The organism is Citrobacter sp. Cpo090 (assembly GCF_030332665.1).
GTDB lineage: Bacteria > Pseudomonadota > Gammaproteobacteria > Enterobacterales > Enterobacteriaceae > Citrobacter > Citrobacter portucalensis.
The window spans coordinates 53,651-70,669 of sequence record NZ_JAOWHK010000013.1 but is presented as its reverse complement, the minus strand read 5'-3'; the positions used below and the strand labels follow the sequence as shown (position 1 = coordinate 70,669).

Below are 17,019 nucleotides of genomic sequence, written 5' to 3'. Positions count from 1 at the left end.
CGGATGGCGCTGCGCTTATCCGGCCTACACGCTGATTTGTAGGCCGGATAAAGTTTTTACGCTGCCATTCGGCATGCACGCTGATTTGAAGGCTGGATAAAGTTTTTACGCTGCCATCCGGCATGCTCGCTGGTTTGTAGGCCGGATAAGGCGTTTACGCCGACATCCGGCAATTGTTCTGAGTCACAGCCCCAATAGCAGTTGTCTTTCCATTTGTGGATCCAGCAGCGTGACGTGTAATCCCACCAGCCTGACACCTCGCCCTCCCCTACGCTCGTCCCAGGTCTTGCGTGCTGTCGTAATTAAGTCATCTTTATTTAAGCGCGGCCAGACGTGCTCCTGCGTAGTCTGCTGAAAATCATTAAACTTGAGTTTTATCCCCTGGCGAGCGATCAGGAGATCCGGCTTTACCTTTGCCAGACGCCGTTCCAGTTCGGGATAGAGCCGTTCAATTATCGCCTCACACTCCGACCACTCGTGAATATCTTCTGCCAGCGTACGCTCCACGCCGACGGATTTACGCAGCCTGTCGTTGTTGACGTCACGCTCGTCAATTCCCTGACTGCGCTCCCACAGCACGCGACCAAACTTGCCGAAGCGTTTGAGCAGCATTGCCAGGTCGTATTTTTGAACATCTTCGCAGGTACGTAACCCCATTGATTCCAGCTTCGCAGCGGAGACTTTGCCGACGCCGGGAATTTTGCCTAACGGTAATGTTCTGAGAAATTCAGGAACATCGGCAGGGGTAATCACATATTGCCCATTGGGTTTGTTGAGATCGGAAGCTATTTTTGCCAGAAATTTTACCGGCGCAATTCCAGCTGAGGCGGTTAACTGTAACTCGTTAAAAATTGTCTGACGGATTTCCTGAGCGATTAGCGTAGCTGAGCCGTGGCAGTGGGTGCTGTCGGTCACATCCAGATAGGCTTCATCCAGCGAAAGAGGTTCTATCAACGAGGTATAGCGGGAGAAAATAGCCTGAATCTGGCGGGAGGCTTCTTTATAGGCCTCGTAACGACCAGGTAATAAAGTGAGATGCGGACACAGCTTTAATGCCATTCCCGTTGGCATTGCGCTACGCACGCCAAATTTGCGCGCCGGGTAATTGGCCGTGCTGATGACCCCCCGACGTTCACGACTGCCACCAATAGCAATGGGAATATCACGCAGGGCGGGATTGTCGCGCATTTCCACCGCCGCGAAAAAGCAGTCCATATCGACATGTATGATTTTGCGCATCGCTCGCCTCCCACAACACTGTTTAAGTATACAGTATTTTTATGTTGTGAGAAGTATGATTATGCCTTACGCCGGACCATTCATGACGAAGCGTGCATCGCACAGGTAACGCACGACATCCGTTTTCGTATGCTCCGCGGGATTGCCCGCCGTGCTGACAAACAGTTTATTCACTTTGCGAATATTTGCCCGCAGCAGTTTTTCGATCGTCATCAGACGAAAGGCATCATTTTCAACGCAGAAAAGCTCGTAATCTCCCAGACGCTCGCCACAAATTTCACAGTGATTCATCCAGTAGCGTAGTCCGGTGGTTTTACTTTTATCGAGGTAGTAATTGCTGGCTTTGATGTTCTTTTTTATCTCTTCAGGCAAAGAATTAATGTGGAACAAAAAGCTGTTGCGCCTGACCGACTGCCAACCCTGACTATCCTGATCTTTCTTAATAAAGCGGGTAAACATCACGCCATGAATGTGGGTAATTTGGTGGCAGCTCCAGCAGTGCATTTTCGACGTAATAACCAGGTAATAAGGGGCCACAATATTAAAATTGTCCGTTGCATAAACATACTCGCGCAGTTCCTCATTTAACTCATGAGGCTCGGTGTACCAGATACCTGAAACCTGGTCGAAATGTGCGCCCTGACAGGCCACATCGGTGACGTTATCAGTATGAATATCCAATGGAATAATGTGGGTTACATCTATCATATTGCCTTCCTGAGGGATAGTTTGCCCCCACGTTGCGTGGGGGGCGGGGAGAACGTAGTTAATGAGTGACAGGAGCAGATTGTTGACGTAAAGAAGTCACCTGCTTTTGCTTGTCCAGTTTATCAACCAGCGGTTGCACAACCTTCTCTCCCTGCTGGCCGAAATATTGATACAGCGTATCGGAAGCGCTTTGCGTCAGCACCATAATCTCAATGCGACGGTTACCGGCGCTTTCCGGGTTTTTCGCATCTAACAGCATTTGGTCCGCCATTGCGCTGACCTGCATGACTTTATCCTGCGGCATTCCAGCATCTTCCAGCACGCGTCGTGCTGACAAGGCGCGGTCACCGGAGAGGTTCCAGTTGTTGTAAATGTTGCTCTTATAGCTCATCGCATCCGTATGTCCGGTGATGATTATCTTGTTATCCAGCGAGTCAAACACGGGGGCTAGCTCAACCAGCAGCGATTTAAAGAACGGCATAATTTTGGCGCTACCGCGTTCAAACATATTCCGGTTCTGGTCATCTTTAATCAGTACGCGCAGCCCCTGAGGAACAATTTCCATTTCAAGGTTGGTTTCCATATGCGCATTGCGGGCGATGACGTTAATGTCGGTCGCCAGCTCACCCAATTCGCGGGCTGATTTTTGCTTCAGTAACGCCGTTTTTTCGTTTACGTCCAACGCCTTTTTCGCGTTATCTTCCGTAATCTTCGCCGTTTCCTGCGGGTTGGTGGTTTTATCGAGCTTATTGCGCGTGACGTTTTTCTTCTGCGCACCCGGCGCTATCGGCTGCTTGCCCAGTTTGTTTAACGGTGCCATGCCGCCACCGTTAAAAATTGACTGACCATGCAGCGCCGCCACAATATTTTCACGGTCGGCTTTACTGACGCTGTTCACAATCCACAGCGTCATAAACAGTGCCATCATCGCCAGCGTAAAGTCAGCAAATGCTACCTTCCACGCTCCTCCATGATGACCTGCATGGCTCTTCTTTATTTGTCGGCGGATAATAGTGGTTTTCGCGCCGCGATCGCGACGATTTGGCCCCTTCCTCATGCTTATTCTTGCTCCAGCATCGCATTGACCCACGCATCCAGGTTGGCGAATGTAGGTTTGGATGCCAGATGAAGAAGTTTACGCCCTGCATCGACCGCCAGCAGCGTCGGCTTACCGCCTGCTTGCGCCACCAGCACGGTACGTACGCATTCAAGCAAAGAGTGCTCCGCCCGTGCCTGCTGTTCCATGGCGTTTGCCAGTGGGTCCATCAGGCAATAACAGATGAAGACCCCTAAGAATGTCCCCACCAGCGCCGCCGCCACTTTCAGGCCGATAAGCGCAATGGAGCCATCGATTGATTGCATGGTGATGATGATACCCAGTACCGCTGCACAAATGCCAAAACCAGGCATGGCCTCGGCAGTACGCTGCAAGGAGCGCGAAGGCGTTAACAGCGATTCTTCCGCGGTATCCAGTTCCTGATCGAGGATACCTTCCAGCTCATGGGCATCAATTTTGCCCATCGCCATCAGACGGAAGTTGTCGGCGATAAAGGTCACCAGGCGTTTTTGGGTCAGCACCAGCGGGTATTTCTGGAAAATGGTACTCTCTTCCGGCTGTTCGATATGCTGATCCAACATACGCAGACCGCCGTTTTGTACCATTTCCAGCAACTCATAAAGACACATCAGCAGCTGGCGCTGGAACTCCGGCCCCATTTTCTTTTTACTGATTACGCCTTTAATCTGGCGAACGATCTCTTTCAGCACATGCATCGGGTTACCGATAATCATCGCGCCCAGACCGGCCCCCATAATAATAATTATCTCGGCTGGCTGCCAGATAGCAATAAGCTGTCCACCCGCTTCAAAATAACCACCAAATACGCAGCCTAAAACCACCAATAAACCAAAAATCTTTTGCATTACGTCCTCCGCATGTTGATTCGGAATTGTTAATCTGGATATAAACAATCACGAATCTTGTGCGTGATTTTTTTATTCATTTGACAAATACGGGCTTCCGTCAGCCCTAATACCAGCGCGATCTCTTTTAAATTCATATCGTGTTGGTAATACATTGAGAGCACCTGTCCCTCTTTTTCGCTGAGCTGGCTCAAGGCATAACTCAACATTTCCTGCGTGACGAATTGTTCCTCAAGCCCCCGCCCTTCGAGCGGTGCAATTGGCATATCGCCATTCAGTAATTCATCCAGACTGGCCAGCGATTCAGCGCCTTCCAGCTGTTGGTATTCCTGATAATCTTCAGAAGACAGCCCCAGTCTGGACAGGTCCTCCCATGAGGGTTCATGGCCAAGCTGGGTACGCGCATCACGAATCAAATCTTTAATCTGATGGTATTTTTGTCGTAACTGGCGAGGTCGCCAGTCCAGGCTGCGCAGCTCATCGAGTATGGCGCCACGGATACGGTGGACGGCATAACCGGCAAAACCCTCATCCGGTTGACCATAGCGGCGAATCGCATTCAGCAATCCCATCAGCGCCGTTTGTTCCATATCCTGCCTGTCCATAACGCAGGTACATTGCGGCGCAAGTTGACGCACCACTTTGCGCACCAAAGGAAGATAAGCCTGTAAATAATGGCTCTCTTGCTTTGGCGTTAGCACGGGTGTCGCATTAAAGTCTTCTGACTCGTAAGCATCCTGGATCATTTTATTCTCTGGTCTGCCGCTTATTGAAACACGACTTTTTTCACCAATATGTCCTTATACGGTGTCGCCATTTTGCGTTGTGCCAACTCTTTTTTCAGCGTATTAGAAACCATGGTTCTTATTTCTGAGATTTTCAAAGAGCGAATTTCTTCATATTTCATATCAGAAAGTTGATCGACCGTAATACTTTGATACAACGGCTCTTCTTTCTTTATTTTTTCAGCGTCTTTATCCGAATCAACAACCATAACGAGTTCAGCCAGCATGTAATGATCTTCACCTTCATTATCATGAAGGGTCACTACCGTTTCGGGTAAGGACACGAAAATACTGCTGGTTTCATCCTGATTATCTTCCGCTACATCAACCGGCTTCTCTGCCTTAGCTGTCGCGCCTTTATTCATAAAATGATAAATACCCCACCCAGCTCCACCAGCAATACCCAGAGCAACGACGGAGCTGATTACACACGCAATAACAATTTTCTTCATCTTGCTTTTACACTTTGATCAGAACGGATTCGTTCTGTTGAAATTGAGGTTCATCATTGAGCACTAATGCTGACGTTACCTCGTCCTGTTGATTACCTGACTGCTGTTGTTGTTGCTGCGATTGCCCCTCGGAAGAGACCTGGACATTCACTTCCATGAAGTTCTGCGCCGTAAGGTGCTGGCGTAAGTTCTCGCTAAATTGCTGCAACGAGCGGCAGACATCACTCTGATTTGCGCCGATGTGAACCATCAGCTTTCCAGCATCCAGTTGCACAGCGATTTCCAGTTTGCCAAGCGAAGGAGGGTCAAGACGAATGGTCGACACCTGTTGTTGCTGGCCAATCTGGAACTGAATTCTGTCTTTGAGCAGCGCGGTGAGTTTCTCCCCGAGTTCCTCTGTTGACAGCGTGGTAGGCGCGGAAACTTGCGTCGACACCACGTTATGGTCGCTCAGGGCGTTCACTGGCTGATTTCCCTGCGCCGCCGTATTGAGCAAACTTTGCGCCGCAAGCGTTGGGTTAACCGTCACGCCAGCGGTTTTTCTCTCCACCATCGGGCGAGGAACGCTATGATCCGCTGACTTCACGCGGGCAGAAATTTGCTGCGAGGTCGAGAGAGATGCAGGTTCAGGCGCGATCGCACGCAGATCCTGAGCGGAAAACGTCGCCAGCTTAGCCTGTTGATCCGGGGTGGCTTGCTGCAAATCCTCGGTGAGTGACGCCAATAATGTTTGCAGCTTAGGCGGCAGTGACGATAAGTCGGTTGCGTGCTGCTCAGTCGATGGCGTGGACGTTTTTTCCGGCTGGGCCATAGCGCTTGCCAGTTGGCGCAACAGCGATGAACCGGAATGGGTGGTTTGCGCCTGTGCCAGCATTTTCAACATTTCACCATCAGGCTGCTTCTGTACATCGGCAGGGGCCGCCTGAGTTGGCTGCGCTAATAGCATAGCCAGCAAGGCTTGCATGGCTGCCAGATTAGTATCGTCTTGTTTATGTTCAGCCGTCGATGTTTGCTGATGACTCAATTTTGCGCCAATCAGCCGTTCAGCCGCGGCGTTAATCCCCGACAGAGGTAAAGAAAATGTGTCGCTGCTAGCAGGGACTGCCGACGCCGAAATAGTCGCCTTTTCCGGTGCGGCCTCTGCCGACGCACTGACCGAGGCCAGTAATACAGGATTCATGCCTTCTCCGAGATTAAATTAACCATTGAATACGCCAGCATGCCTTCCTGGTTATGCTGATGTTTATCCATACGCACTTTGAGTTCATCCGCACGCTGCGTGCGTCGTTCAATCAGCGCCTCAAACGCCGTAAGCATTTTGCGTTTCACCTCACCCAGCGCTGCGTCGTCAGTTTCCCAGGCCGCATAAGTATGAAAATCACGCATCACCTGCTGATGCAGTCCGGGCAAGCGCCGCCACCGTTTTTGATCCAGGGCATCGTTCATCGCCGCCACCAGGGCATAAAGTTGCTGTTGCTGACGCTCTCTCTCCATAACCTTATCCAAGTTTTGCCGACAGACCTTCCCAGCCTGTACGCAGATTCGTCAGGATAAGGATCACTTCATCGATCTTTTCTAATGACATTTCACCGCTGGCCTCATACAGGCGATAAACGCAGTGGTCATAAAGTCGGGATAGATTCACCACCAGCTCGCCGCCGGTTTCAAACTCCAGCGAACTGGTCAAGGCATTGAGAATATCGATACACTTATTAATGCTCTGTGCTTTACGCTCATAGCGTTTGTTCTCAATGTGGCTTTTGGCGCGTTCCAGTTCATCCATCAAACCGGAAAACAGCACCAACACTAGTTCCAGAGGGGACGCAGCTGCCGTACGGGCAGCAAGATCCATCTCTTTGTATTGCGCATAACCATCCTGCGTGTCGTACATTTATTTCTTAATCCTTCTGCGAACTCAGCCGATTACATAAACGCGGCCATGCTAACTTTCATGGTGTACACCTCAATCAGCGTATTGGTGTACTCTTCGACATAGCGGTCATAGTTGGTGTTATAGGTTTCAGTCAGCTGATTGCCTTCATCCGAAATTTTGTCCTGCTGGTCAGTGATGTTTTGCTGGCGCATCGTGATAATGCCGTTGCTGGAGTCAAGGTAACTGTCCATCAGGTCATCCATCTGCGCGACCATGCTGTCATCGCCGACAAAAATTGAGGTCAACCCGTCCGGGTTTTCTTCCATTTCTTCAGTGAACTGAGTGGAGTCAATCTGCAGGTGGCCGTCGGAATCCAGCGTGATGCCGTAATCCACAATCGAGACACCGCCATATGAGGCGTGAGCAATATCATCCATTTGGTTTGCCAAAGACTGCATCCCCGCGTCACCGGCAAAAACCCCGGCCGCGGTGTCGTCATCGCCGTAGCTGGTCAACGAATCGATGGTGTCAATTAAAGTGTTGTAGGCATCCACGAAGGTCTGTACTTTGGCCTGCGAGCCGCCAGAGTCTTCCGCAACAGTAAAGGTGGTCACATCGTTAGGGTCAGCAGGATCGCTGGCCTCAGAAAACGTCATCGTCACGCCGGGGATCACATCATCGAAGGTATTGGTGCTGCTGGTAATTACTGGGCCTGTCTGATTGCCCAGATGGATTTCGGCGTCCTGAGCGGTGGTGATTTCCTGCTTAGAAGCCGTCATCGCATCAGAGAGTTCAGTATTTCCTTCAACACTCACCGAAAATTGACTTTGTTCCCCGGTGGTCTCTGAAGTCAGCATAATGGTTGTCGTATCACCCGTTTTGACCAGCGCCGCCGATACGCCGGGATTGTCGTCCGAGCCATTAATCGCATCAACCAGTTCGCTGGCATCAATAAATCCGTCGCCGTCCCCATTATCATCGGCTGCCTTCAGGTCAATATCCATGGTGGTGCCATCACCCATGGTCAATACAAATGTTCCGCTGGCCTCGAAAGAATCATCACTCATACTGAATGTGGACTGCTGCGCCTGCGCCAGTTTAGTAACGTAGAATGAATAGGTTCCCGCTTGCGCCTGCGAGTTTGCCGACACCGTATTCGACTCGTTATTTGAGGTGGCGGAAAAGGTCAGTGGGCCATCGGTATCGCTATTCAGGGCATCAATAGCCGTCTGAAAATCAGTCAGCGCCGTACTTAGCGAGTCCAGACCATTACTTTCAGCGTCCAGTTCAGCCTGTTCGTTCTGCAAGTTGGCGGCTTGCGTCGCAATATCAGCGTAGGCAAATTTTTGTGCCATCTTTTGAATTGGGCTCGTATAACTACTCATAATAAAGGACTCCGTGCGGCGTTATTTTTGATTTTGCAAAATACGTGCCAATATATTTAGTTATTTAAATTCAATTAATTGCAGAATCAGAGGAAACCGACCTTCCGCAATTCAGGAAGGGATTCAGACATCTTCTTTGTGGCGGAAAGCACAACACCGCCGGTCGGCGGTGTTGTGAATGGCGTCATTTCACCACTTAAAGGAATTACTGCAGCAGGCTGGAAACCATGCTGGACATGCTGTTGGACTGTTTCAGCATGGTGATACCGGTTTGCATCAACACCTGCTGTTGGGTCATGTTCGACGCTTCCGTCGCGTAGTCGGTATCCATAATGTTACCGATAGCGATATCCGTGTTGTCCTGCATGCTGGTCAGGTTGGCAGCGGTGTCATTCAGACGGTTGATAGATGCACCCAGTTTGGACTGGATCTTGGCAACATCATCCATCGCTACCTGGAGTGCGGAAATATTGGCGTTTGCACTAGCCGTTGACATTAACTCAGTTCCGCTTGCAGTAGCAGTTCCAACACCATCAGCAGAATTCCAGTCGTCACTGAAGGTGGCGCTCAGACCTGACAGATGCTGAATCAATCCATCCAATTGAGAGGAGATATTCACAGTCATTGTATCGGAGGATTCTGCCCCTACCTGGAACTGAACTGAACCAGTGAACAGGCCAGACGTATGGGTATTGCTGTTAGCAGCATTGCCGAACAGGTTAGTACCACCGTAAGTGGTGTTTTCCAACATATCGGACATCTGTTTGCCGAGTTCGTCATATTCATCCTGCATCGCCTGCAGGTCATCGCTGTTGTAGGTTCCGTTCGCTGCCTGCGTGGACAGGTCTTTCATACGCCCCAGTACGTCGGTCATTTCGTCAAACATGCTGTCTGCAGTCTGCAGCATCGCCGTTGCGTCCTGGATGTTACGCAGTGCGACGGTCATACCATCGGACTGAGAAGTCATACGGCTGGCAATCTGTTTGCCCGCAGCATCATCGGCAGAAGAGTTAATACGGTTACCTGTCGCCAGACGTTCCATAGAGGTCGACAGTGAAGCACTACTTTTATTAATGGCGTTTACTGATGCCATTGAGGCGGTATTAGTATTAATCGATAACATGGTACTGCTCCTTGGGAATAATCGTTTTCGTTTCGATACCCAGTAAAAACGACCATCCGTTTGGAAAACTTAAAGCGCTGCTAAAAAATTTTTTATGCTCCTTACCACTTCATTAACCAGAGAGATAAACCTCGACTCAATTTTAGCTTTCCGTGCTTATCTCCACCCAAACACCCACCACATAAGGAAGATCTCAATCAAGATTTAATTAAAAGATTATTAGAAATATCTAATCATTGGTTGATTGCTTGCGCACAAGAAGGGTTAACTTTATGATAAAAATAAGATTATACTTATCTGTAAATTTTTTAAGGTGCCATACCCAATGAATATTTTACATTTAGTTGCAAATGCCCTATATTTTTATATTGTGAGTCTCAGGCACTTTCGTTACATTTCAAATCCTTTTTTGGGTAGTATAAAAAACACTCAATAGCGATTCGGCTGCTGCTTCACAGCCAGAAAGACATTTCAATTTCTCCAGAATTCTAATGCACTGATTTTTAACGGTGTGACACCAGGGATATAAAAATCTTGCGCGGATGTATAAAACCATGAGTATTGTAGTCAACAACTGGCGGATGGATTCCTCGCTTAATGCGTTAATCCATTGTGAAACAGGTGAGATACGTCGCCTGGGCGAATACCATTTTATTCTGTTAGAGACATTAGCTAAAAATGCCGATGTTGTTTTATCTCGTTCATTTTTAATGACCGCTGTATGGAAGAATCGCATCGTCGGTGGAAATAGTCTACCGACAGCCGTTCATGCCCTGCGCGTTGCTATCGATGATGATGGTAAACAGCAGGAAATTATTAAAACCATACCCAAAAAAGGGTATTTATTTAATAAAAATTACCTGACTGAAACTATTGATAGTAATGAATTTATTGCTGATGACAGCACTATTGATGAAGTCGAAAGGTCTACCGAGGTTGTTGAGACACTTACGCCTATTGACACACTACCATCAGCAAACCAAGAAAAAACATCCCTACTTAACAGTCAACTATCATTAAAAAATCAGAGAAAAACAACTAACAGACGGCATCCTTACCGGGCCGTTCTGATAACCTTACCCGTTATTGTTATCGCACTGTTATTGTTTATATTAATCTCTTATTTCAAAGCACCGTCGGTCACTAAAACGCAAGAAGCCCCGCAACTGGTTAAAGAAACACTGGAAAACGCCGACCGTATTACGGCTTATCAACTTTATGACCCCGGTGAGAATAAGAGATCGTTATCACTGGTTTCACAACATATTCTTCCTGGTGTAGAGCAGATCAATCAACTGTTGGTCACGCATAGCGCCTCGATGACCCTGTATTACCGGGTTTCTCTCAACAAACTCGCCCTTGATATTGTGCTAAGCAATCAATGCAATGACGACTGGCAGTTAGCGCTGAGTTTTGATAACTGGCTAAATAAAGATAATGAAATGAATGGTATTTTAATTAAAGAAGTGGAGAAAATGTTAAATGAAATGCCAAAATGCAAGTAATCACTGTTTCCTCTACCTGTCTTCTTTAGCGTTATTTTGTACCTTCATGGCCCATGCCCACATTGAAAATACGGTCATTGTCAATTACGATCTTAATACTGGCAAAAATGTACATTATGAACTTATTACGAGCCCACTGAATAAAAACACGACCATCACTCTCGTCCCATTAGATCAAAGTAACAAAACGCCTTCAACGTTTAAGGTCACCGCATGTATTAACTATTATACTGGTTCGTCTAAACAGGGGGAGTTTCATTTTAGTACTACCAAAACCGATCAAAATGACTCGCGGCTGGCAAATTTTGGATCGTTTGTGACAGAACACAACCTGCATACATGGTGGATTCATTTAGACGCGCAGCAAAATTTGCTTTTTACGCAGGATGTAGGAGGTCTGTTAATCACAGACCCCGCTGCTTTTACTTTTTCAACGAAAGCATGCCATCAGGATTAGCTTAATAAACTACGGACCGTCTGACTGGAAAGCCGGGCTTGTCCGTTTACCGCCTGTGCTAATACCTGATAGTTATGATTCGCATGATCCAATACCCCCCCCAGTGATTCAGAGGCTTTGACCGCACTTTCTGCCTGTGGAAAACGCGCCATACCGTCAATGAGCTGTCGGGCCTTCTCCTGCTGCGCGGCCATTTGCGCACGCTGATCGCCAATGACATCCAGCGCCTGCTGTAATCCATCCTGAGAGCGAGAACTGCCCTGCGCGATATGTTGCAAAAGTTCTTCTGAACGGGACGGATCGGCAAACGTTTTGAGTGAGGTAAACGCCGATGACTTCACATCAACATCGCGTACGCTCAGGGTTTGTTGGATCTGTGACCACTGCTTTTCCGGAGTGGAAAAGCTCAGCACCCCCTGCTGATCGTGCACCTGCACGCCAACACGACGCAGCGCGTTGCTCATCATCATTTTGTACTGACCGGGATCCAGATCCTCACCGACCACTACCGCAGAGTGCTGTGTTTGCCGTCCGTCGGAAACACTGAACATGCGCGAGCTTATGGCGTTTTTTTGTAGCATTTGCGCCAGTTCGGGCGCGTGAAAGGTCACTCGCGCCTCGCCCTGCAAAACCGGACGCAGTTGCCTGTCGACCGCACCACCGGACAATGTTGGCCTTTTTTCCAGCCACTGTGAAAGCTCGGTCCCTTTTTGCTGTTGCGCCTGTCCACCACGGCGCGATGCGTGACGATAGTCCAGCAAATGCTGCTCCAGTTGACCCAGGTAATGGTCGGCCTGCTGCAGTGTGGTGAGCTGATCGTTAAGCTGCACACTGTAGCGCTGGGGCCGGGTGGTAATAAGTGGTGAGGCCGGATAATCACTCGCCGTTGCGGGTAACTTTTGACGGACAGGGGCATTCTGCGCAACGGCATGCTGTTGCACAGAAGAATTAAGCGCTCCGCTACCGGAGAGTGATGTTGTATTTAAACCGACCTGCATACTATTCCTGAGCTACTGCTAACTGTTAAATCACACTGAAAAGGTTCAACTCACTCACTTTGGAGTAGGTTTTTAAGGTGGCTTCCATCGCCATTTCCAGACCGGTAAAGGTAATCGAAGCCGGGCCATAATCCAGATCGCTCAACTGACTGATAAGCTGATCGTTGGAGGTAGTGATATCCGTCTGGGCACCGCTCAGCATGGTCATCGTATTCTGCGTTTCACCAATAGTGGCAATAGAAGCATTGAGATCATCAGAAGCCACATCCACCGTATCAATGGCATTTTGGATATCGCTTTGCACCTGCGGATCGGTAGGGTCAACCGACGGATCCTGCAGCTCTTTCGACAATGACGTTAAGTTGTTCAGCACATCCAGGTTGTCGCCGAAGAAATCGCTGACCGCGACATTGGTATCCACCTCTACGCCATTGGAGACAGTGGTTTGGCGATGATCGTCGTTACCCTGGTAGGTATAGCTGTCGGTCACCCCATCGCCGTCTTCATCTACCGCGACAATCGGCGGTTGGTCGTTCACCGTGCCGCCAAACACATAGTGACCGTCTTCATCCTGGTAATTCAGCGCCGCCACCATCGCTTCCGTCATCGACTGAATATCCTGCCCCAGGCTGGATAACGACTCGGCGGTATTGGTGCCGTTAGCCGCCTCCAGCAGATCGTCGCGAATCGCTAACAGATCGTTATTGACGCCATCCAGAATAGACTCCTGCTGGCTCATCCCCGCCGTCGCGGAATCAATATTGGTTTGATACTGATCGAGCGCCGATTGCTGGCGGTTAAGCTGAGTGATTCGCGTCGCCGCGATAGGATCGTCTGACGGCAGCAGAATACTTTTACCCGTCGCCATTTGCGTAACGACGTGCGACAAATCGCTGGAAAGGTTATTAAAACTCTGCGTCATAGACACATAGGATTGTTGGGTAGACACGCGCATAATAATAGCCCTCCAGGTTAGCTACACATTTCCAGCACAGAATCGAAAATATCGACACCTGTTGAGATGACTTTCAGGTTGGCCTCGTAAATCTGCTGGTAGGTAATAAGGTTGACCGCTTCTTCGTCCATGCTGACGCCGCTGACGCTACTTTGCTGGTTCTGCGCTTCAGAGTAGACATTCGCTGCAGCTTCGGCTTCCGTTTGGTTTTGCTGACTGTAGATACCTATGTTACTGATGATCGATGAGCAGGCTTCACCCACGGTCACGCTTCCCAGGCCTTCAATGTCCAGCGGTTCGGTGGAAATATTGATCAATGCCTGCAGGTTATCGCTGTTGCCACTTTCGTCCGGCGAACTGGAAAACGCCAGCTCATCGGCGGTGATGTCAGGGTTGACTTCCAGCGGGCCATCCGATGAGTTTTCGTCATAAATGAACAACGGTTCGCCGGGATTTCCGTTCAGGTCGTAGCCCTGCGCCAGTTGGGTGTTAACCGCATCGGCAAATTGCTCCGCCATGCTATTGATGGTGCCCGTCAGCGGAGTCAGTACCTTATTCTGGTAATCGAACAATGCCCCCAGCGATCCACCGGTCTCGGTATTCATCGAGGATGTGGTACCGGCAAACGTCAGCGACATGCTTTGTGTGCCATCTGCGTTGGTATCCAGTTCAATCGTCGAGCTTTCCTGCCCACTCACCAGCGGCTGACCGTTTTGCAGCGTCACATCGTAGTTGCCTTCGTCATCGATATTGACCTGAACATCCATGATACCGCTGAGTTGTTCGACCATTTGGTCACGGGCATCATATAACGCTGACGCATTATCACCGTTGGCTTCCGCTTCGGCGATCTGCTGGTTGTAACCGGCAATGCCGCTGGTCAGGGTATTTACCTGCGCCACCATCGCCTGTTCCTGGCTGACTATTTCACTGCTTTGCGAGTCGATGTAATCGAGGGTGTTATCCACGCGTAGCGCCAGCGCGCCGGATTCGCTGATCACCTGCTCGCGCAGCGCGGAGTCATCCGGACTGGTTGTGGCCGCATTTAGCGCAGCAAAAAAGTTATCAAATCCACCGCTCAGGCTGCTGTTATCATCGCTGAGTACCGTTTCCAGCTGCGTTAAATACTCCTGCTGGGTATTGTAATAGCCGTAATCGCTGGCGGCATACCAGACCTGATTCACCTGATACTGGTTGGATACCCGGCGAATACTGTCTACCTGCACGCCATTACCCGCACTGTTTGACGAACCTGAGCTGGCGCCAATCGTGCTGGTAATGGCGACCTGGCGGGTGTAACCATCGGTCATCGCGTTCGCGGTGTTCTGCGCGGTAACGTTAAGCTCCACCTGCGCTGTCGATGCGCCGCTGTAGCCAATATTAATCATATCCATCAAAAAGTCCTTGCCGGGCAATAATCCGGTCTGTCGTTAACAACCTTGCCGATTAAGAGCGGCGAAAAAACGGCAGTTCTTAAGCCGCCGCGCAACCTTTATCCTTTGTGATGAGGGGAAAGCTGCTTAACGATCATCTCCGCAATGCCAATGCCGTGATGCTGGGCAAGACTGTTGCACAGCTGATCGTCATAAAACCCCTGCATCATGCGCACCGAATCGCTGTTAAACGGGTTATCTTTTGAGTCGAAGATCTCATTGGTTTTACGCATCTCTTTCAGCATGTTACGTAAGAAAATAGCTTCAAACTGCTGAGCCGCTTTCTGCAAATCGTTATCTTTGATTTTGGGGCCCATTAACGCATCGCTGCCGTCAATGCCCCCGTTATGATTCACCTTGATGTCGGCCATTAAATCACCTCCAGATCGGCATCCAACGCCCCGGCTTCATGCAGAGCCTGTAAAATAGACATAATGTCGTCCGGCGTGGCTCCCAGGCTGTTGAGCGCATTAACCAACGTTTTCAGGCTGCTGGATTCCGGCAGGTTAATCATTCCCGGTCGGGCGTGATTCACCGAAATATTGCTCTGCGGCGTTACCGCCGTTCGACCACCGGCAAAGGCATTCGGCTGGCTGACGTTGCTGCTTTCATTAATGGAAACCGTCAGGCTGCCATGCGATACCGCCGCCGCATGCAGGGCGATACCATCCCCCATCACCACTGTGCCGGTACGCGAGTTAAACACCACCCGCGCACGGACTTTTTCCGCCTGTACCTGAACGTCATCTAGCTGGGACATAAAGGCAACGCGTGCGCCGGGGCTGGTTGGCGCGCGGACGCTGACATTGGTTGAGCTTTGTGCCGTCGCAATACCGCCAAACGAGGCGTTGATCGCCGCCGCAATGTTATTGGCATCTTTAAAGGAGGGACGTTTCAGATTAAGCGTAATGGTGTCGCCCATCTGGAAGTCGCTGGGAATCTCACGCTCGACCGACGCACCGTTCGGTATCAGTCCGGCGGTAGGGGTATTCACGGTCACGCTGGAGCCGCTTGCCCCGGTCGCATTCATCCCGCCAACCACCACGCTCCCTTGTGCAAGGGCATAAACCTCTCCATCCGCGCCGTGTAGCTGGGTGAGCAATAACGTGCCGCCACGCAGACTTTTGGCATCGCCAATCGACGAGACCGTGACATCAATGGTCTGGCCACGCGAGTACATTGGCGGCAGCATCGCGCTGACCGCCACCGCCGCGACGTTTTTCACCTTCGGATCGATTTTGCTCGGCAGCTGTACGCCAAACTGGCGCAGCATGTTGGTAATGGTTTGGTTGGTGAATTTGACCTGGTTTTTATCCCCGGTTCCGTCCAACCCCACCACCAGGCTGTAACCAACAAGTTGGTTTTCCCTGACCCCCTGGACGTTAACCAGCGACTCCAGAGATTGCGCCTGTATGGTACCGGGCAGAACCAGGCTCAGGGCGATAACGATGCCGTTTAACGCCTTCATCCAGCGCCCGCTTAAGTATTGCATATCAAAATCCTGCATTAGATCGGGAAGAGAGGATGGTTAAACAGACGCGTCAGCCAGCCCGCCGCATTGGCATCGCTCAATGCACCACGACCCGCATAGGAGATACGCGCATCGGCAATACGCTGCGATGAGACGGAGTTGTCGTTTTGAATGTCATCGGCACGCACCAGACCGCTCAGACGGATGTACTCATCCCCCTGATTGAGGGTGAGCCATTTTTCGCCGCGAATTTCCAGAATGCCGTTCGACTGTACCGAATGCACCGACACCGTAATTTCGCCACGTAAACTGTTTTGCTGCTGCGAGGTCGCCGTCCCGTTGAAATCGCGATTGGCGTCCACGGAAGCGGAAAGGTTATCTTTGGTATGCCCAAATAGCGTCGGCGCGCCGATATCAACGGTATTGTTCTTGCCGAAATTGGTTTTCGCTTGTTTGCTGGACTGGGTCGACTCTTCCAGCATAACGGTCAGGATATCACCCACCCGATAAGCGCGGCGGTCCGCCGTCAGCGACCACTTATAACCCGTTTCGAACACGCCCCCCGCACGACCATCCGCCGTTGGCGGTGCTTCTGTTTTGGGAGGAGCAAAGAACTCGTCATTTTTTTTGACCAGGATGGCCTGCGATTCGCACCCGCTTAACAGGGGCAGCAGTACCATCAGCCAGAGATAATTTTTCACGTTCTGCCTAT

At 50.1% G+C, this 17,019-nt stretch carries 19 protein-coding genes; 2 read left to right on the top strand and 17 right to left on the bottom strand.

All coding sequences use genetic code 11. The features are described 5' to 3' along the window. Positions 1-183: 183 nt before the first annotated feature. From dinB to lafA, 11 genes are all read right to left on the bottom strand, one after another. The gene (gene dinB, locus OGY83_RS00425) at positions 184-1,239 is read right to left on the bottom strand and encodes a DNA polymerase IV (RefSeq protein WP_003830824.1); all 1,056 of its coding nucleotides are present in this window, start codon (positions 1,237-1,239) and stop codon (positions 184-186) included. A 66-nt stretch (positions 1,240-1,305) separates the two neighbouring features. Beyond that, the gene (locus tag OGY83_RS00420; protein WP_286634858.1) at positions 1,306-1,947 is read right to left on the bottom strand and encodes a DNA primase; all 642 of its coding nucleotides are present in this window, start codon (positions 1,945-1,947) and stop codon (positions 1,306-1,308) included. Positions 1,948-2,005: 58 nt separating this feature from the next. After that, positions 2,006-3,004 (bottom strand): putative lateral flagellar export/assembly protein LafU, encoded by a 999-nt coding sequence (gene lafU, locus OGY83_RS00415; RefSeq protein ID WP_079939431.1) that lies wholly within the window; start codon positions 3,002-3,004, stop codon positions 2,006-2,008. A gap of 2 nt (positions 3,005-3,006) precedes the next feature. Beyond that, on the bottom strand, positions 3,007-3,870 hold the full coding sequence (gene motA / locus OGY83_RS00410; protein WP_079939432.1) for a flagellar motor stator protein MotA: 864 nt from the start codon (positions 3,868-3,870) through the stop codon (positions 3,007-3,009). 29 nt (positions 3,871-3,899) lie between these two features. Then, the gene (locus OGY83_RS00405; RefSeq protein WP_079939433.1) at positions 3,900-4,616 is read right to left on the bottom strand and encodes a FliA/WhiG family RNA polymerase sigma factor; all 717 of its coding nucleotides are present in this window, start codon (positions 4,614-4,616) and stop codon (positions 3,900-3,902) included. A gap of 20 nt (positions 4,617-4,636) precedes the next feature. After that, positions 4,637-5,107 (bottom strand): flagellar basal body-associated FliL family protein, encoded by a 471-nt coding sequence (locus OGY83_RS00400; RefSeq protein WP_079939434.1) that lies wholly within the window; start codon positions 5,105-5,107, stop codon positions 4,637-4,639. A gap of 7 nt (positions 5,108-5,114) precedes the next feature. Continuing rightward, on the bottom strand, positions 5,115-6,287 hold the full coding sequence (locus OGY83_RS00395; RefSeq protein WP_286634856.1) for a flagellar hook-length control protein FliK: 1,173 nt from the start codon (positions 6,285-6,287) through the stop codon (positions 5,115-5,117). Next, on the bottom strand, positions 6,284-6,601 hold the full coding sequence (locus OGY83_RS00390) for a flagellar protein FliT (protein ID WP_079939436.1): 318 nt from the start codon (positions 6,599-6,601) through the stop codon (positions 6,284-6,286). The genes OGY83_RS00395 and OGY83_RS00390 overlap by 4 nt, the downstream gene beginning before the upstream one ends. Positions 6,602-6,605: 4 nt before the next feature. Beyond that, on the bottom strand, positions 6,606-6,998 hold the full coding sequence (gene fliS, locus OGY83_RS00385) for a flagellar export chaperone FliS (protein WP_061383070.1): 393 nt from the start codon (positions 6,996-6,998) through the stop codon (positions 6,606-6,608). Positions 6,999-7,030: 32 nt separating this feature from the next. Next, positions 7,031-8,365 carry a flagellar filament capping protein FliD gene (gene fliD, locus OGY83_RS00380; RefSeq protein ID WP_286634854.1) on the bottom strand — a complete coding sequence of 445 codons (1,335 nt, stop codon included), beginning with the start codon at positions 8,363-8,365 and terminating at the stop codon, positions 7,031-7,033. Between the two features lie 205 nt (positions 8,366-8,570). Then, on the bottom strand, positions 8,571-9,488 hold the full coding sequence (gene lafA, locus OGY83_RS00375) for a lateral flagellin LafA (protein WP_079939438.1): 918 nt from the start codon (positions 9,486-9,488) through the stop codon (positions 8,571-8,573). A 554-nt stretch (positions 9,489-10,042) separates the two neighbouring features. Between lafA and OGY83_RS00370 the strand changes: the two genes are divergently transcribed. Further along, entirely contained in the window at positions 10,043-10,993 is a 951-nt protein-coding gene (locus tag OGY83_RS00370; RefSeq protein ID WP_286634852.1) for a transcriptional regulator, read from the top strand. Next, the gene (locus OGY83_RS00365) at positions 10,971-11,450 is read left to right on the top strand and encodes a hypothetical protein (RefSeq protein ID WP_123268975.1); all 480 of its coding nucleotides are present in this window, start codon (positions 10,971-10,973) and stop codon (positions 11,448-11,450) included. Before OGY83_RS00370 ends, OGY83_RS00365 begins: the two co-directional genes overlap by 23 nt. Here the strand turns inward: OGY83_RS00365 and OGY83_RS00360 are convergent. The 6 genes from OGY83_RS00360 to flgH form a co-directional block, all read right to left on the bottom strand. Further along, positions 11,447-12,448: a flagellar hook-associated protein gene (locus tag OGY83_RS00360; RefSeq protein ID WP_286634850.1), complete on the bottom strand. Its 1,002-nt coding sequence runs from the start codon at positions 12,446-12,448 to the stop codon at positions 11,447-11,449. The genes OGY83_RS00365 and OGY83_RS00360 overlap by 4 nt on opposite strands. A gap of 25 nt (positions 12,449-12,473) precedes the next feature. Next, a complete protein-coding gene (gene flgL, locus OGY83_RS00355; protein WP_079939441.1) occupies positions 12,474-13,403 on the bottom strand; it encodes a flagellar hook-associated protein FlgL in 930 nt (309 codons plus the stop codon). 17 nt (positions 13,404-13,420) lie between these two features. Continuing rightward, positions 13,421-14,797, bottom strand: a complete 1,377-nt coding sequence (gene flgK / locus OGY83_RS00350) for a flagellar hook-associated protein FlgK (RefSeq protein ID WP_286634849.1) — start codon at positions 14,795-14,797, stop codon at positions 13,421-13,423. Between the two features lie 98 nt (positions 14,798-14,895). After that, positions 14,896-15,198, bottom strand: coding sequence for a rod-binding protein (locus OGY83_RS00345; RefSeq protein ID WP_172313262.1), 303 nt, complete (start codon positions 15,196-15,198; stop codon positions 14,896-14,898). A gap of 8 nt (positions 15,199-15,206) precedes the next feature. Next, on the bottom strand, positions 15,207-16,328 hold the full coding sequence (locus OGY83_RS00340; protein WP_286634848.1) for a flagellar basal body P-ring protein FlgI: 1,122 nt from the start codon (positions 16,326-16,328) through the stop codon (positions 15,207-15,209). A 14-nt stretch (positions 16,329-16,342) separates the two neighbouring features. Continuing rightward, a complete protein-coding gene (flgH, locus tag OGY83_RS00335) occupies positions 16,343-17,008 on the bottom strand; it encodes a flagellar basal body L-ring protein FlgH (protein WP_139762640.1) in 666 nt (221 codons plus the stop codon). Between the last annotated feature and the right edge of the window lie 11 nt (positions 17,009-17,019).